At 32.1% G+C, this 14,464-nt stretch carries 14 protein-coding genes; 6 read left to right on the top strand and 8 right to left on the bottom strand.

The features are described from left to right. Window position 1 precedes the first annotated feature (1 nt). Window positions 2-610 (top strand): DUF4254 domain-containing protein, encoded by a 609-nt coding sequence (locus QVZ41_RS03025; RefSeq protein WP_302883069.1) that lies wholly within the window; start codon window positions 2-4, stop codon window positions 608-610. 36 nt (window positions 611-646) lie between these two features. Here QVZ41_RS03025 and QVZ41_RS03020 read toward each other — a convergent pair whose 3' ends face one another. Then, window positions 647-994 carry an arsenate reductase family protein gene (locus QVZ41_RS03020; protein ID WP_302883068.1) on the bottom strand — a complete coding sequence of 116 codons (348 nt, stop codon included), beginning with the start codon at window positions 992-994 and terminating at the stop codon, window positions 647-649. A gap of 54 nt (window positions 995-1,048) precedes the next feature. Here QVZ41_RS03020 and QVZ41_RS03015 point away from each other — a divergent pair, with 54 nt between their 5' ends. Further along, entirely contained in the window at window positions 1,049-1,513 is a 465-nt protein-coding gene (locus tag QVZ41_RS03015) for a DinB family protein (RefSeq protein ID WP_302883067.1), read from the top strand. Window positions 1,514-1,523: 10 nt separating this feature from the next. Here QVZ41_RS03015 and QVZ41_RS03010 read toward each other — a convergent pair whose 3' ends face one another. Genes QVZ41_RS03010 through QVZ41_RS03000 form a run of 3 tightly spaced genes read right to left on the bottom strand, consistent with a single transcriptional unit; the run spans window position 1,524 to window position 4,741 of the window. Then, window positions 1,524-2,384 carry a hypothetical protein gene (locus QVZ41_RS03010; protein WP_302883066.1) on the bottom strand — a complete coding sequence of 287 codons (861 nt, stop codon included), beginning with the start codon at window positions 2,382-2,384 and terminating at the stop codon, window positions 1,524-1,526. Between the two features lie 52 nt (window positions 2,385-2,436). Beyond that, window positions 2,437-4,017, bottom strand: coding sequence for an Ig-like domain-containing protein (locus tag QVZ41_RS03005; protein WP_302883065.1), 1,581 nt, complete (start codon window positions 4,015-4,017; stop codon window positions 2,437-2,439). Window positions 4,018-4,054: 37 nt separating this feature from the next. Then, window positions 4,055-4,741 (bottom strand): ComF family protein, encoded by a 687-nt coding sequence (locus QVZ41_RS03000; protein ID WP_302883064.1) that lies wholly within the window; start codon window positions 4,739-4,741, stop codon window positions 4,055-4,057. Window positions 4,742-4,806: 65 nt separating this feature from the next. On the opposite strand from QVZ41_RS03000, the gene QVZ41_RS02995 reads away from it, so the two are divergent. From QVZ41_RS02995 to QVZ41_RS02985, 3 genes are all read left to right on the top strand, one after another. Then, entirely contained in the window at window positions 4,807-5,718 is a 912-nt protein-coding gene (locus QVZ41_RS02995) for a hypothetical protein (RefSeq protein ID WP_302883063.1), read from the top strand. 63 nt (window positions 5,719-5,781) lie between these two features. Beyond that, window positions 5,782-7,326, top strand: coding sequence for a glycine--tRNA ligase (locus QVZ41_RS02990; RefSeq protein WP_302883062.1), 1,545 nt, complete (start codon window positions 5,782-5,784; stop codon window positions 7,324-7,326). 115 nt (window positions 7,327-7,441) lie between these two features. Further along, entirely contained in the window at window positions 7,442-8,107 is a 666-nt protein-coding gene (locus QVZ41_RS02985) for an MIP/aquaporin family protein (RefSeq protein WP_302883061.1), read from the top strand. 73 nt (window positions 8,108-8,180) lie between these two features. Here QVZ41_RS02985 and QVZ41_RS02980 read toward each other — a convergent pair whose 3' ends face one another. The 3 genes from QVZ41_RS02980 to ileS all read right to left on the bottom strand — a co-directional run bounded on the left by QVZ41_RS02980 (window position 8,181) and on the right by ileS (window position 12,660). Then, window positions 8,181-8,777 (bottom strand): lipoprotein signal peptidase, encoded by a 597-nt coding sequence (locus QVZ41_RS02980; RefSeq protein WP_302883060.1) that lies wholly within the window; start codon window positions 8,775-8,777, stop codon window positions 8,181-8,183. Between the two features lie 80 nt (window positions 8,778-8,857). Next, window positions 8,858-9,247, bottom strand: a complete 390-nt coding sequence (locus QVZ41_RS02975) for a TraR/DksA family transcriptional regulator (protein ID WP_302883059.1) — start codon at window positions 9,245-9,247, stop codon at window positions 8,858-8,860. 5 nt (window positions 9,248-9,252) lie between these two features. Beyond that, a complete protein-coding gene (ileS, locus tag QVZ41_RS02970; protein WP_302883058.1) occupies window positions 9,253-12,660 on the bottom strand; it encodes an isoleucine--tRNA ligase in 3,408 nt (1,135 codons plus the stop codon). Window positions 12,661-12,876: 216 nt separating this feature from the next. On the opposite strand from ileS, the gene QVZ41_RS02965 reads away from it, so the two are divergent. Continuing rightward, a complete protein-coding gene (locus QVZ41_RS02965; protein WP_302883057.1) occupies window positions 12,877-13,665 on the top strand; it encodes a DUF2167 domain-containing protein in 789 nt (262 codons plus the stop codon). Between the two features lie 19 nt (window positions 13,666-13,684). Here QVZ41_RS02965 and QVZ41_RS02960 read toward each other — a convergent pair whose 3' ends face one another. Next, window positions 13,685-14,428 (bottom strand): TerB family tellurite resistance protein, encoded by a 744-nt coding sequence (locus QVZ41_RS02960; protein WP_302883056.1) that lies wholly within the window; start codon window positions 14,426-14,428, stop codon window positions 13,685-13,687. Between the last annotated feature and the right edge of the window lie 36 nt (window positions 14,429-14,464).

The following is a 14,464-nucleotide window of genomic DNA, read 5'->3' as shown; positions in this document are numbered from 1 at the left end:
GATGAGTTTAAAAGCAGAAGATTTTAACAAAATATTTGATGCTGTGATAGCAAAATATCACGTGATTGATGATGTAGATCAACCTTTTGAAAATGTATATGATGCCAGTACTTTAGAGCATTTGTTATATAGAAAATGTTGGATAGATACCGTGCAATGGCATTACGAAGATATTATTCGTTTGCCAGATATTGATCCAATTGAAGCCTTGGCTTTAAAAAGAAGAATTGATGCTTCTAACCAAGACAGGACAGATATGGTGGAATATGTGGATAGTTATTTTCTACAAAAATACACTGATGTAACACCAAAACCAACGGCGAAAATAAACTCAGAAAGTCCAGCTTGGGCTATTGATAGATTGTCTATTTTGGCGTTAAAAATTTATCACATGAACGAGGAAGTAATTCGTGAATCTGCCTCAGCTAGTCATAAAGAAGCTTGTCAAAAAAAGTTAAATATTTTGTTAGAGCAAAGAGTGGATTTGTCTACAGCCATTGATGATTTAATTACTGATATTGAAAATGGTGATAAGTATATGAAAGTATACAAACAAATGAAAATGTACAACGACGATGAATTAAATCCGATGTTGTATAAACAAAAATAAAGCAATAAAAAAACCGAGACATTTGTCTCGGTTTTTTTATTGTGTTTTGGCTATCAATGCTTCAACTGTTTTTTTGCTATTTCCTACAAAAATCTCATTCTCTATAATAGCTACCGGTCTTTTTAAAAAAGTGTATTCGCTTAAAATATAATTTTTGTAATCTTCTTCACTTAGGTTTTTATCTTTTAAACCTTGTTCTTTATAAAGCCTTGCTCTTTTGTTAAACAACTCCTCGTAAGAATTTGTTAAGGCATACATTTCTTGTAGTTGTTCTGCATTTACAGGATTGCTTTTTATTTCTTGAATTTCAAAACCATCTAGGTTTAATTGGTTTAGAATTCTTTTACAGGTATCGCAAGTTTTTAAGTAGTATATTTTTTTCATAAGTCTGAAGTCTCTTCTATCTTTACAGCTATCAAAAGTATAAAAATAGAAATAATGGATATTACAAAACAAGCAGATATTTTAGTAAAAGGGAGAGCTTTAATATTAAAATTAATAGGGGATTTTTCTTTAGAGCAAATCAATACAATTCCAGCTGATTTTAATAATAACATAGGTTGGAATGTAGCGCATTTGGTGGTGACACAACAATTGTTGTGTTATAAATTATCTGGGTTAGAAACAGTTTTGTCTGATGAAATGATTGAGAGATATAGAAAAGGAACTGCTCCGAATGGTCATGTCATCAATCAACAAGAGTGGGATTTGATATTAAAACTGTTTATAGAGTTGCCAGAAAAATTGTTAGCAGATTACAATAACAATTTATTTAAATCATATAGCGAATATACCACAAGTGTAAATGTTACTTTAGATGGTATTGAAAAAGCGATTGATTTTAATAATTTTCATGAAGGAATACATCTAGGCGTAATTCTAGCATTGAGAAAATTGGTGTAAATCAACTTTTTTAAAACATGTGATATATAAAACCGACACAAATGACTGAATTAAAGTCGTTAGACAGATTTGAAGATATATCTGGATTTACTCCATCCATCCAATCAGATAAGTAGTATTTAAGGTTTATCTGTGCCATAAGATCGTAATAAGGACTCGCTTTGTACCTTGCTCCCAAAGCAATGTTTCCAGAAATTGTAACGTTATTTGTTTTGGTAATGTAGCTAGCTTTATAGTTGTCTGGATACCCTGGATCACCGCCTCCGTTGTTTGCACCTGGCGTTTGGTTCCATCCAGCTTGATTGTCTATAGCTTCTTGGTCATAACTAGGGGTTGCACTAAAATAATGAATACCTAAACCAACTGAAACATAAGGGTTTACTTTGCTCTTATTTCTGTATCTGTTGTACTTGTGTAAAAACCTAATGATATCTCTGTAATAAAATTGTAGTTCGTTGTCCAAGCTAATAGTGGTGGTTCTTGAACTTAACCTTGCTAATAATATTTTATTAGGAGTGTTTGCATAGGTATATCTTGGAGGATCATTAAGTGGTTTGGTTCCTGTTCCGTAAGATGTATTGTCAAAAGTTGAGTAATTTACACCCAAGCTTGTTTTTAAGATAGTATGTCTATATATTGCACTTGCACCATATCTTATTGGTAAAATGTGAAGATAGTGTGTAGCATTTACAGCAAATCCATTAATGGTTGCTTTTCCATCCATAGGACCTTTGGTAACAAAATCAGATTGAAAGTTAGAAATACCAGCTTCAGCTCCTAATTCATGTTGATAAATAAAGCGTCGTTGTGCATTACTTTTGGTTGTAAGTAACAAGGCAAATAATATAAATAAAACTAACTTTTTGATCATGTTGATTTTGTTAAAAGTTGAACCCCAAAAGTATAAAAAAACCTAACATTTGTTATTTAATCGTGATAGTTTCATTGATTTCAGAATTGGCTCTAAGTGTGAGTTTTTTATTAAGATTATTGATAGGTTCTGGTTGAATTCTTAATTCAAAATTACCATTATCAAATTTGTTGTTTTTGTTAAGATCTTGAATAACTCTAGCGTGATATTCACCAGGGGGTAATTGCTTAAAAGAGACTTCTTGAGAGTCATCAATAATTTGAACAGTTTTGGTTTTAAAACTATCGTTAGATATTTCTATTAGTAATCTTAAGTTATTAGGGTTTTTAACATCTAGAATAATATCACCATACTCTTCTAAATCAACTGTTTTTAGTTTTACAATTTGTTTTCCAGTGTATTGGTGTAAAATATCAGTAAAGGCCAACTCTTTTAAAACCAAAGAATAATATTTGTTAGGCTGTCTTTTAAAATCAACCAACAGGCTTTGTTTCCATGCATTGTTGGTAATGGTATAGTCAATAGGAATTGAATCTTGCTCTAAAACTTGAATACTATCTTTATTAATAAAATCTATAGGAATGTTACTTGACAATATTAAAGAATCATTAGGGTGTAAAGTTCCTTTAATAGTGCTTTTAACAATTAAAGAATCCATTTTTAAATCTCTAGGCATTCTGGTAAAACTTTCAAAGAGAGTATCTTGTTTTATATTTATTGTAATAGAATCTTTTGGGAATTCTTTAAACCAAAAATAAAGCGAATCTTTGCTAGAGGGTTTGCTTACAAAATAATTATTTTTAGCAATTCCTGAAGCAGAAACCTCTGGGATGTCTTTACCTTGATAACCGAGAATTATTACGTGACCACTGGTTTGTGTTGGTCTCATAATTTTATTATCTCTAGGTTCTTTAAATAAAATAAAATCATCTATGGTGTCTGCTGCTTTTAAATCAATATCTTGATTTAAAAAAGCTATTCTCTCTAAACCTTTGTCGTATTTGTAATTGTTGTTTTTATCTTCAAGAGCAATTAACTTATAGTTCGCTTCAGATAAGTTTTCTAAGCTGTAATATGTACTGTCTAAGGTGTTTGATAAATAGTTAGGTGTATAGTGTCCAACCAAAGTATCGTTGGCATTTTTATAGGCCATTACACTGATGTTTTCAATTTTTTTATCGGTTAAAGGATCTATCACATTACCTGAAATACTAAGAGAGTCTAACAGAGGGCCTGTACTAAAAACGTATGAAAATTTACCAAGTTTATTTCCTTCATTATTGTCAATAATGCTATTTCCAAAATTAATGGTATATGTGGTGTTTGGAGTTAACGGTTCTAAAAACTCTATACTAATTTTTTTAGAAACTCCAACTTCGGGCTTTATAATAGGTTTTTTCTCCATTGGTGGAGAAATAATTAATTGAGAATTCAGTTTTTCGAACTTGATATACTCATCAAAAACAATGACTATTTTTTCTGCATTAAAAGAGGTGGTTTTGTTTGCGGGTTTGGCAATTGCCATAACTGGGGGAATACTATCTTTAGGTCCTCCCGTGGGGCTACCCATTCTAGCACAACTTCCTAGAAAAAGTGTGACGATAACTATTAAAATTGCGAGTATATTCTTCATAAAATTATTTTGCAAAGAAACTGAATTTTTGTGATAACTAAACCACGCATGCGATGGTAATAATTGAGATTTTAACATTATTTAATTCTCTAAGTGCTTTGGCACAAGAAATTAAGGTGGCTCCGGTGGTTAAAACATCATCAATTAGCAAAATGTTTTTTTGATGAAACGAATGTTTAGGATTTGCTTTAAACAAACTCTGGACACTTTTATGTCGTTCTTCTTTGTTTTGTTTGGTTTGAGATTTGTTGTTTTCCGTTTTAATCAAGCCATCTTTTACATATTTAGCTTGTATATTTTTTGCAATACTTTTAGCCAATACATCAACTTGATTGTATCCTCTCTTTTTTTCTTTTTTGGGATGCAGAGGAACAGGAATCACAATATCGATATTTTTAAATCTTAAACTTATTTCTAGTTCATCAACGATTGCTTTGGCAGCATATTGTCCAAAATCTTGTAAGCCATGATATTTTAATGCTTTTAAAAGGGTTTGAATGGGGCTGTTTTTTTGATAAAAATACAGGGCAGCGGCATCAACAATAACTACTTTTCCTAAAAAGAGTTTTTCTAGTGGATTGTTTTGATAGTTGATAAAATTAGTGAATTCTAATTGTTGGTGACATTCTACACATAAAAAAGAATTTTTTTGTGGAATAATGGATTTACAGTGTAAACATCTGTAAGGAACAAATAGATCTCTTAAATCTTTCAGAGGATTCATAGCTTTTATGTTAAAAATAAACAATATTTTTAGACTAGTTTGCGACTAACAAAAATTTACGATTTATGAAAAACACAAAAAATATATTAATCGCAGTTTTGGGATTAATTATTATTGGTTTTGTGGTGTATAACTATAAAATCACCAATGAAAACAGTGCTTATAAACAAGCAATTATAGAGGAAAAAGAAGCTTTAGCAAAAGAGTTAGACATCACATTAAAAGATTTAAATGTTAATCAAGAACAAAATATTGCTATTACAAAAGATTTTAACAATGCCAATGAAAAATTAAAAGGGATTAGAAATCAACTAAACAAATCTAAGGCAGAAGTAGAAAAGTTAAAAACCAAATTAAGTAATTCGGAAGAAAATAGTTTTAAAGCTTTACAAACTTTAAGAGCCTCTTTAGAAGGTGTAAAAATGAATAATCAAATTTTATTTAAAAGTTTAGATTCTATCAAAACCCTGAATGATAGCTTGATGGTGACTATTGCCGTTACAAAATCAGAATTAAATGCAGAAAAACTACAAAGTCAAGAATTGTCTTTAAAATTGTCTGAAGCGACAAAGGTGCAAATTTCAAGAGTAGAAGTTTTTGCTATTGAAGAAAAAAAATCAGGAGAAATTAAAGAAACCAATCGTTACAAAAATGTTAACGGAATTCAGGTAAAATACAATGTTTTAAATAACAAGGCTTTAACCAATACAGAATGTGATATTTTTTATGTCTTAAAAAATTCGGAGGGTTTAATTGTAGCATCAAACGGAGAGTTTTTGCATAAAGGAGCGCTTAAAAAATTTACAGATGGTACTCGTTTAATTTTAAATGGAGAAACCATGCCTGTAAGTGATATTATATCATTACAGGATGTTGAATTAAGTAAGGGAACTTATACTATTGATTTTTATAGTCTCGATGGCTTATTGGCTAGTGAATCATTTGTCTTAAAAAATAGTTTTTTAGGGGTTTTTTAAATAAAACAAACAGTTTTTAGAACAGAATAATTATAATATCAAAAGCTTTTATATTTTTGCGCAATGGCAAAACAAGAAGATCAATTTAAAAATGTAATTTCTCATGCTAAAGAATACGGATACGTATTTCAATCTAGTGAGATTTATGATGGGTTGAGTGCAGTATATGACTATGCACAAAACGGAGTAGAATTAAAGAAAAATTTACGTGAGTACTGGTGGAAAGCCATGGTACAAATGCATGATAATATTGTAGGATTAGATGCTGCAATTTTTATGCATCCTACCACTTGGAAGGCTTCTGGCCATGTAGATGCTTTTAATGATCCTTTAATAGACAATAAAGATTCTAAAAAAAGATACAGAGCAGATGTTTTAATTGAAGATTACGTTGCTAAATACGATGATAAAATAGATAAAGAAGTTGCCAAAGCAAGCAAACGTTTTGGAGATTCTTTCGATAAAGAACAATTCTTAGCAACCAATCCTCGTGTGATAGAGTATAAGGAAAAAGGAGCTGCTATTTTAGCAAGAATGGGAAAATCTTTGGAAAACGAAGATTTGGCTGATGTAAAAGCATTGATAGAAGAATTAGGAATTGCTTGTCCCTTGTCAGGTTCTAAAAACTGGACAGATGTTAAACAGTTTAACTTAATGTTTGGAACCAAACTTGGAGCTTCTGCAGAGCATGCAACAGATTTATACTTACGTCCAGAAACGGCTCAAGGTATTTTTGTAAACTTTTTAAATGTGCAAAAAACAGGAAGAATGAAAATTCCTTTTGGTATTGCACAAACAGGAAAAGCTTTCCGTAATGAGATCGTAGCTCGTCAGTTTATTTTCCGTCAACGTGAATTTGAACAAATGGAAATGCAATTTTTTGTACGTCCTGGAACTCAAAAAGAATGGTATGAGACTTGGAAAGAATCTCGTTTAAAATGGCATTTATCTTTAGGTTTAGGAATGGATAATTACCGTTTCCACGATCATGATAAATTGGCTCATTATGCAGATGCTGCGGCGGATATTGAATTTAAATTCCCATTTGGATTTAAAGAACTAGAGGGAATTCACTCAAGAACTGATTTCGATTTAAAAGCACATCAAGAATATTCTGGAAAGAAAATTCAATATTTTGATAATGAAATCAATGAAAATTATATCCCTTATGTGGTAGAAACATCTGTTGGTTTAGATAGATTGTTTTTAGCGGTATTCTCTAATTCGTTACAAGAAGAGGAGTTAGAAGATGGAACTTCTAGAACGGTATTGAAATTACCATCGGTAGTAGCACCAGTGAAAGCAGCTATCTTACCATTGGTTAAAAAAGATGGATTACCAGAAATTGCCAAAGATATTTTTGATCAATTAAAATTTGATTTCAACGTTGCCTACGATGAAAAAGATGCTATCGGACGTAGATATCGTCGTCAAGATGCCAATGGAACACCATTTTGTATCGCTGTAGATTACGAGACTAAAGATGATAACATGGTAACCATTCGTCATAGAGATACCATGGAACAGAAACGTGTCGCGATTGCTGATTTAAGATCAATTATTGATGCAGAAGTAAACATGGGAGTTTGGCTAAACAAAGCCAAATAATCTTCATGATAAAATATAAAAAAGGTGAGCATTTGCTCACCTTTTTTATGCTTAATATTTTCTTTACAAAGAATAATATATTTAATCGTAATTTTACGATTGATTAAATAAAACCATGAAAAAATACATAGCAGAATTTATAGGAACATTTACCTTGGTGTTTTGTGGTTGTGGAGCCATGACGATTAATGAAGTTACTGGTGGAGCAGTAGGACATGTCGGAATAGGAATTACTTGGGGGTTTGTGGTAATAGCCATGATTTATGCCTTAGGAGATACTTCAGGAGCTCATTTAAACCCTGCGGTTTCCATTGCTTTTGCATGTGCCAAAAAATTTATTTGGAAAGAAGTTCCCAAATATATCATGTCTCAGTTTTTGGGTGGTCTATTAGCAAGTGCTTTGTTGGTTTACTTGTTTCCGATGAGTGAATTTTTGGGAGGGACACATATTTCAGAAATAATAGATCCTACAAGAGGATTTGTGATTGAGTTTTTGTTGACATTCTTTTTAATGTTTGTCATCATAAATGTGTCAACAGGATCAAAAGAAGTTGGAATCATGGCTGGTTTTGCCATTGGTGGTGTGGTGATGCTAGAAGCTTTATTTGCTGGACCAATCACCAACGCTTCTATGAATCCAGTTCGTTCTTTAGCACCCGCAATTATGTCTTTAAAGTTTGATAATCTTTGGTTGTATATACTTGCTCCAATTTTAGGAGCTATTACAGCTGTTATGAGTTGTAAGTTGATTAAAGATGAGAATTGTTGTCAAGAAGGATGATGTTAATCAAATAAAAAAAACCGCTCTACATTAGAACGGTTTTATGATGATTTATAGGTAAACTATTGAAAGTCTATTTTTTGGGAAAAATGGTTTTACTAAAAATTAATAAAATCATCACACCAATTGTAATAGCACTATCGGCAACGTTAAAAATGGCATTGAAAAAAGTAAAATAATTTCCTCCTATGCTTGGTATCCATTTAGGAAGTGTTCCTTGCCAAATAGGAAAATAAAGCATGTCTACCACTTTTCCGTGAAATATAGCTCCAGTAGCTTCAGAAGGGTTAAAAGTAGCTAATTGACCGTAAGAATCTGTAAATAGGACTCCGTAAAAAACAGAGTCTATAATGTTTCCTAAAGCTCCACAAAAAATTAAAGAAATAGAAACGATTAATAAGTTATGTGCGTTCTCTTTAATGCTTTTTCTTAGCCAATATCCAATTCCAACAATGGCACATAAACGGAATAAGGTTAAAATTAATTTCCCTGTTTTACCACCAATTTCAGTTCCCCAAGCAGCTCCGTTGTTTTCTATAAAGTGAATTCTAAACCAATCAAAAACATAAATTTCTTCACCTAATTGAAAATTTGTTTTGATGTATATTTTACTAATTTGATCAATCAATAAAACAATAATAATAAGTAGAATAGATTTTTTAGTATTCATATCAATAGTAAAAAGAAAAGTTTGTAACCGAAATCACAAACTTTTTATATGGCAATTTTAAAAGGAAAATTCCTTTTTTATTATTTGTTTTCTGCATTCTTAGCATCAATGCTTAAAGTAGCATGTGGCACCAATCTTAAACGTTCTTTTCTGATTAATTTACCAGTTGCACGACAAATTCCGTAAGTTTTATTTTCTATACGTAACAAAGCATTTTTTAAATCGCGAATAAATTTTTCTTGACGAATAGCTAGCTGCACGTTTGCCTCTTTAGACATAGTTTCAGAACCTTCTTCAAAAGCTTTAAACTGCGGAGAGGTATCATCTGTGTTGTTAGAACTTCCGTTTTTATAAGAGCTTTGTAGAATTTCTAAATCCTTTTTAGCACGATCAATTTTTTTTAAGATAATTTCTTTAAACTCAGCTAAATCTTTATCGCTGTATACTACTTTTTCATCTGCCGTTGCCATAATATTTAGATTTTATGAATGAATATTTTACTTTTTATGTCGTCGAATTCAATATCTAAACCATCATTTAGTTCGTTTACAAATTCTAATTGATTGGTTAAGGTTTCGCTCTTGATATATGCTTGGTTTGTATTTACAGCTTTCTCTAAAACTTCGTTTACAAGGATAGATAATTTAATCTTATCTGTTACTTCTAAACCTGAATCTTTTCTCAAGTTTTGCACCCTGTTAACCAATTCTCTAGCCACTCCTTCGTTTTTTAACTCATCAGAAATGGTTACGTCTAAAGCAACTGTTAATCCTCCTTGGTTTACCACTAACCAACCTTCAATATCTTGTGAACTTATCTCAACTTCTTCTAGCGTTAAATCTACTAAATTTTCTCCAATGTTAACAGAAATTTTACCATCACGCTCTAATTTTGCAATGTCATCTTGTGTAAATTTTTGAATTTCAGCACCTATCAACTTCATATCTTTACCAAAACGAGGTCCTAAAACTTTAAAATTAGGTTTGATATTCTTTACCAATACTCCCGAAGCATCGTCTAATAAATCAATTTCTTTAACGTTTACTTCTGATAATATTAAATCTTGAACCGCTAAAATATCTTCTCTTTGCTGGTTGTCTAACACAGGAATCATGATTTTTTGTAACGGTTGACGTACTTTAATCATTTCCTTTTTACGTAAAGACAATACCATAGATGATATTTGTTGAGCCTTTTGCATTTTACGTTCTAAGCTTTCATCAATGGCAGAAACATCTGCTTTTGGAAACTCGGCCAAATGTACTGATTCATAAGATTCTGTATGTGTTGCAGAGGTTAAGTCTTTGTAAAGATTATCCATGAAGAATGGGGCAACCGGAGCACTTAATTTTGCCACGGTTAACATACACGTATAAAGCGTTTGGTATGCTGATATTTTATCAGTTCCGTAATCACCTTTCCAAAATCGTCTTCTGCTTAAACGCACAAACCAGTTTGATAAGTTCTCGGTTACAAAATTCTGTATTTCACGTGTAGCTTTTGTTGCCTCGTATTCGTTATAGAATTTTTCTGTTTTTAGAATTAAGGTATTCAATTCAGATAAAATCCAACGATCTATTTCTGGTCTGTCCTCTAAGTTGATGTCTGCTTCAGCATATTTAAATCCATCAATATTAGCATACAAAGTAAAGAATGAATAGGTGTTGTATAAAGTTCCGAAGAATTTACGTCTTACTTCATCAACTCCTTCTAAATCAAACTTTAAGTTGTCCCAAGGATTTGCGTTAGAAATCATGTACCAACGTGTAGCATCGGGTCCGTATTGATCCATGGTTGCAAAAGGATCAATACCGTTTCCTAAACGCTTAGACATTTTTTTACCGTGTTTGTCTAAAACCAATCCGTTAGAAACTACATTTTTATAAGCAACATTGTCAAAAACCATGGTACTAATGGCGTGTAAAGTATAAAACCATCCACGAGTTTGATCTACTCCTTCTGCAATAAAATCAGCTGGGTAAAATTCTCTATTATCTATCAACTCCTTGTTTTCAAAAGGATAGTGCTGTTGTGCGTATGGCATAGAACCAGAATCAAACCAAACATCAATAAGGTCTGCTTCACGTTTCATTGGTTGTCCTTTAGGAGAAACCAAAGTGATTTCATCAACAATATTTTTGTGTAAGTCGATTTGATCATAGTTGTCGTCAGACATATTTCCGACTTCAAAAGCATCAAAATAAGTAGGATTTGCAATTCCTGCTTCACGAGCTTTTTCAATTTCAGCTTTTAATTCTGCTACTGAACTGATTAAGATTTCTTCTGTTCCGTCCTCGGTTCTCCAAATAGGTAATGGAATTCCCCAGTAACGAGAACGAGATAAGTTCCAATCGTTGGCATTTTTTAACCAGTTTCCAAAACGACCTGTTCCAGTAGATTCGGGTTTCCAATTAATGGTGTCGTTTAATTCATGCATACGGTCTTTAACTTCCGTAACTTTTATAAACCAAGAATCTAATGGGTAATATAAAATAGGCTTATCTGTTCTCCAACAATGTGGATAACTGTGCTTGTATTTTTCTACATTAAATGCTTTATTTTCTTCTTTTAACTGAATGGCAATTTCTACATCTACAGATTTCTCTGGTGCTTCCCCATCGTTGTAATACTCGTTTTTAACATATTTACCAGCATGTGGACCTACTCCGTTTCTAAACTTACCTTGTAAGTCTACCAAAGGAACTGGATTTTCATGATCATCTAAAACCAACATAGGCGGCACAGAAGGGGTAGCATTTTTAGCTACAAAAGCATCATCTGCACCAAAAGTAGGAGCCGTGTGTACAATACCTGTTCCATCCTCGGTAGTAACAAAATCTCCTGTAATCACTCTAAAAGCGTTTTCAGGATGTTCATAAGGCAATGCCCATGGTAATAGTTGTTCGTATTTAATTCCTTCTAAATCTTTTCCAACAAAAGTTTCTCCAACTAAGAATGGAATTTTTTTATCAGCTTTTGTATAAGTCTCTAATTCTTCTTGTGTGCTAACTGAAACAAACTTTTTACCAAATTGTTTAGATACTAAGTTTTTAGCTAAAATAACTGTAATAGGTTCAAACGTATATTGATTGTATGATTGTACAACTACGTATTCAATTTTAGGACCAACAGTTAAAGCGGTGTTGCTTGGCAGTGTCCAAGGAGTGGTAGTCCATGCTAAGAAATGAATATCTCCATCTATCACTTGTAAACTTTTTGGCAAAGTAGCTTTAATAGCTTTAAACTGAGCAACAATAGTCGTGTCTGTTACATCTTGATACGCTCCAGGTTGATTGATTTCGTGAGAACTTAACCCTGTTCCTGCCTTTGGTGAATAAGGCTGAATGGTATATCCTTTATAGATCAAATTCTTTTTGTAAATCTGACCTAGCAACCACCAAACCGTTTCCATGTATTTTGGTTTGTAAGTTACATACGGATCTTCCATATCTACCCAATAACCAATACGTTCGGTTAAATCATTCCAGATGTCTGTATATTTCATCACCGCTTTTTTACAAGCAATGTTGTATTCTTCAATAGAAATTTTAGTACCAATATCTTCTTTGGTAATTCCCAATTCTTTTTCAACGCCCAATTCTACAGGTAAACCATGTGTATCCCATCCTGCTTTACGCTGAACTTTAAAACCTTTCATGGTTTTAAAACGAGGATAAACATCTTTTATGGTTCTTCCTAAAACATGGTGAATTCCTGGCAATCCATTGGCAGAAGGAGGTCCTTCAAAAAACACATATGGTTCTTTTCCTTCTCTAGCATCAATACTTTTTTGAAAGATGTTATTTTCTTGCCAAAACTTAAGCGTTTCTGATGCAATGTTGGTTAAACTTAATCCTTTATGTTCTTTGAAATTTGCACTCATTTTATTGGGTATTCAATTTGGATTGCGAAATTACGGTTTTAATTGATGATTAACAATAGAGTGGCAGTTTTTAGAAATGTTTGATGAATATTCATATATTGTGCACCAAAAAACTAAAAAACTATGAAAAAAATTACGACATTATTGTTAATGATATGTACAATTGTTTGCCTTGCAAACGATGATTTAACACCTAAAGAGTGAGAATACTTAAAGATGTTAGATAGTGTTCAGGCTCATTTTAAATATCAAACAGGCTCACTTAAGTTAAATTCTGATTTAGCTGTTTTAAACTTGCCTGAAGGTTTTACTTTTTTAAATAAAAAAGAAGGAGAGTTTGTGTTGGAAAAATTATGGGGAAATCCTCATTCAGATATTATTGGGTTAATGTTCCCAAATGGTGTTTCTGCAACAAGTGATACTTTTTCATATGCAGTTGAAATAACTTATACGGAAGATGGGTTTGTAAGTGATGAGGATGCTAAGGAGATTGATTATGATGATTTGTTAAAGCAAATGAAGTCAGATGCAGATTTGGAGAACAAGGATAGATTGAAAAATGGTTATCCAAGTATTGAATTGATAGGATGGGCAACACCTCCGTATTATGATGATGTTCATAAAAAATTACATTGGGCAAAGGAATTGAGATTTGATGAGAGTGAGATTAATACCTTAAATTATAATGTTAGAGTTTTAGGAAGAAAAGGATATTTAAATTTAAATATAATTGGAGATATAAATCAGTTAGAAAATGTAAATAAGGATATAGATAAAATATTAAATAGTGTTCATTTTTCTAAAGGATTTACTTACAGTGAGTTTAACCCAGATGTTGATGAAATTGCGGCTTATGGAATAGGGGGATTAATTGCTGGTAAGATATTAGCCAAAGCAGGTTTTTTTGCTGTATTGCTTAAGTTTTGGAAAGTTATAGCTGTTGCAGTTGCTGGAGCTTTTGGAATTTTTAAAAAGAAATTGTTGGGAGGCAAAAGTGACGATTAAAAAAGAAAGAGGGTTGTAATTACAACCCTCTTTCTTTTTTAATCGTTTCGTAAGCTTCCTGAATTTTTTGAAACTTTTCTTGAGCTCCTTTTAAATGTTCTTCTCCTAAGTGCGCTAATTTATCTGGGTGATGTTCTTTAACGAGTCTTCTGTATGCCTTTTTAATAGTATCATTGTCATCAGATTTAGAAACTTCTAATATTTGATAAGCAGATTCACTATTGTCATAAAACATCGCTTTGATAGAGTTAAAACTAGCTTGGTTGATGTATAAGTAATTGGCAATAGACTGAATGGTTTGTACTTCTACATCGGCTACATGTCCATCAGATTTTGCAATGGCAAACAAGAAATGAATCAATTGAGCACGAGACTCAGCAGACATATGACTTCTAATTTGTGTACAAACTTCTTGAGTAGATAAAGAGGTGTCGTTAATAATTCCTTTAAACAATTTAAAAGCATTATTGGCTCTATCTTTTCCATACATCTGCACAAAATAATTGCGAACGTAGTCTAATTCTTTTTGTAATATTTTTCCATCAGCCTTAATTACTACAGCAGATAAAAACAGTAAACTAATTTCAAAATCTCCTGCTTGTGTCGTTCTACTAGTATAGCTACTATTGTCTGATTGGAATTCAGAATAATCAGAAGTAGCACCTTTTAGCGCAGCTCCAATCAAATATCCCAAGGCAGCACCAATAGGTCCCCCTGCAGCCCATCCTATTCCAGCTCCAATCCAATTTGCAAATTTTTTCATGATTTGTGTGTTTGTTTTATCAGGTTGATGTGTTAT

Origin of the sequence: Wenyingzhuangia gilva (assembly GCF_030519655.1) — a bacterium.
Lineage (GTDB): Bacteria > Bacteroidota > Bacteroidia > Flavobacteriales > Flavobacteriaceae > Wenyingzhuangia > Wenyingzhuangia gilva.
Note: the sequence above shows the minus strand (reverse complement) of the source record. Positions and strands in the feature narration are given on the sequence as shown.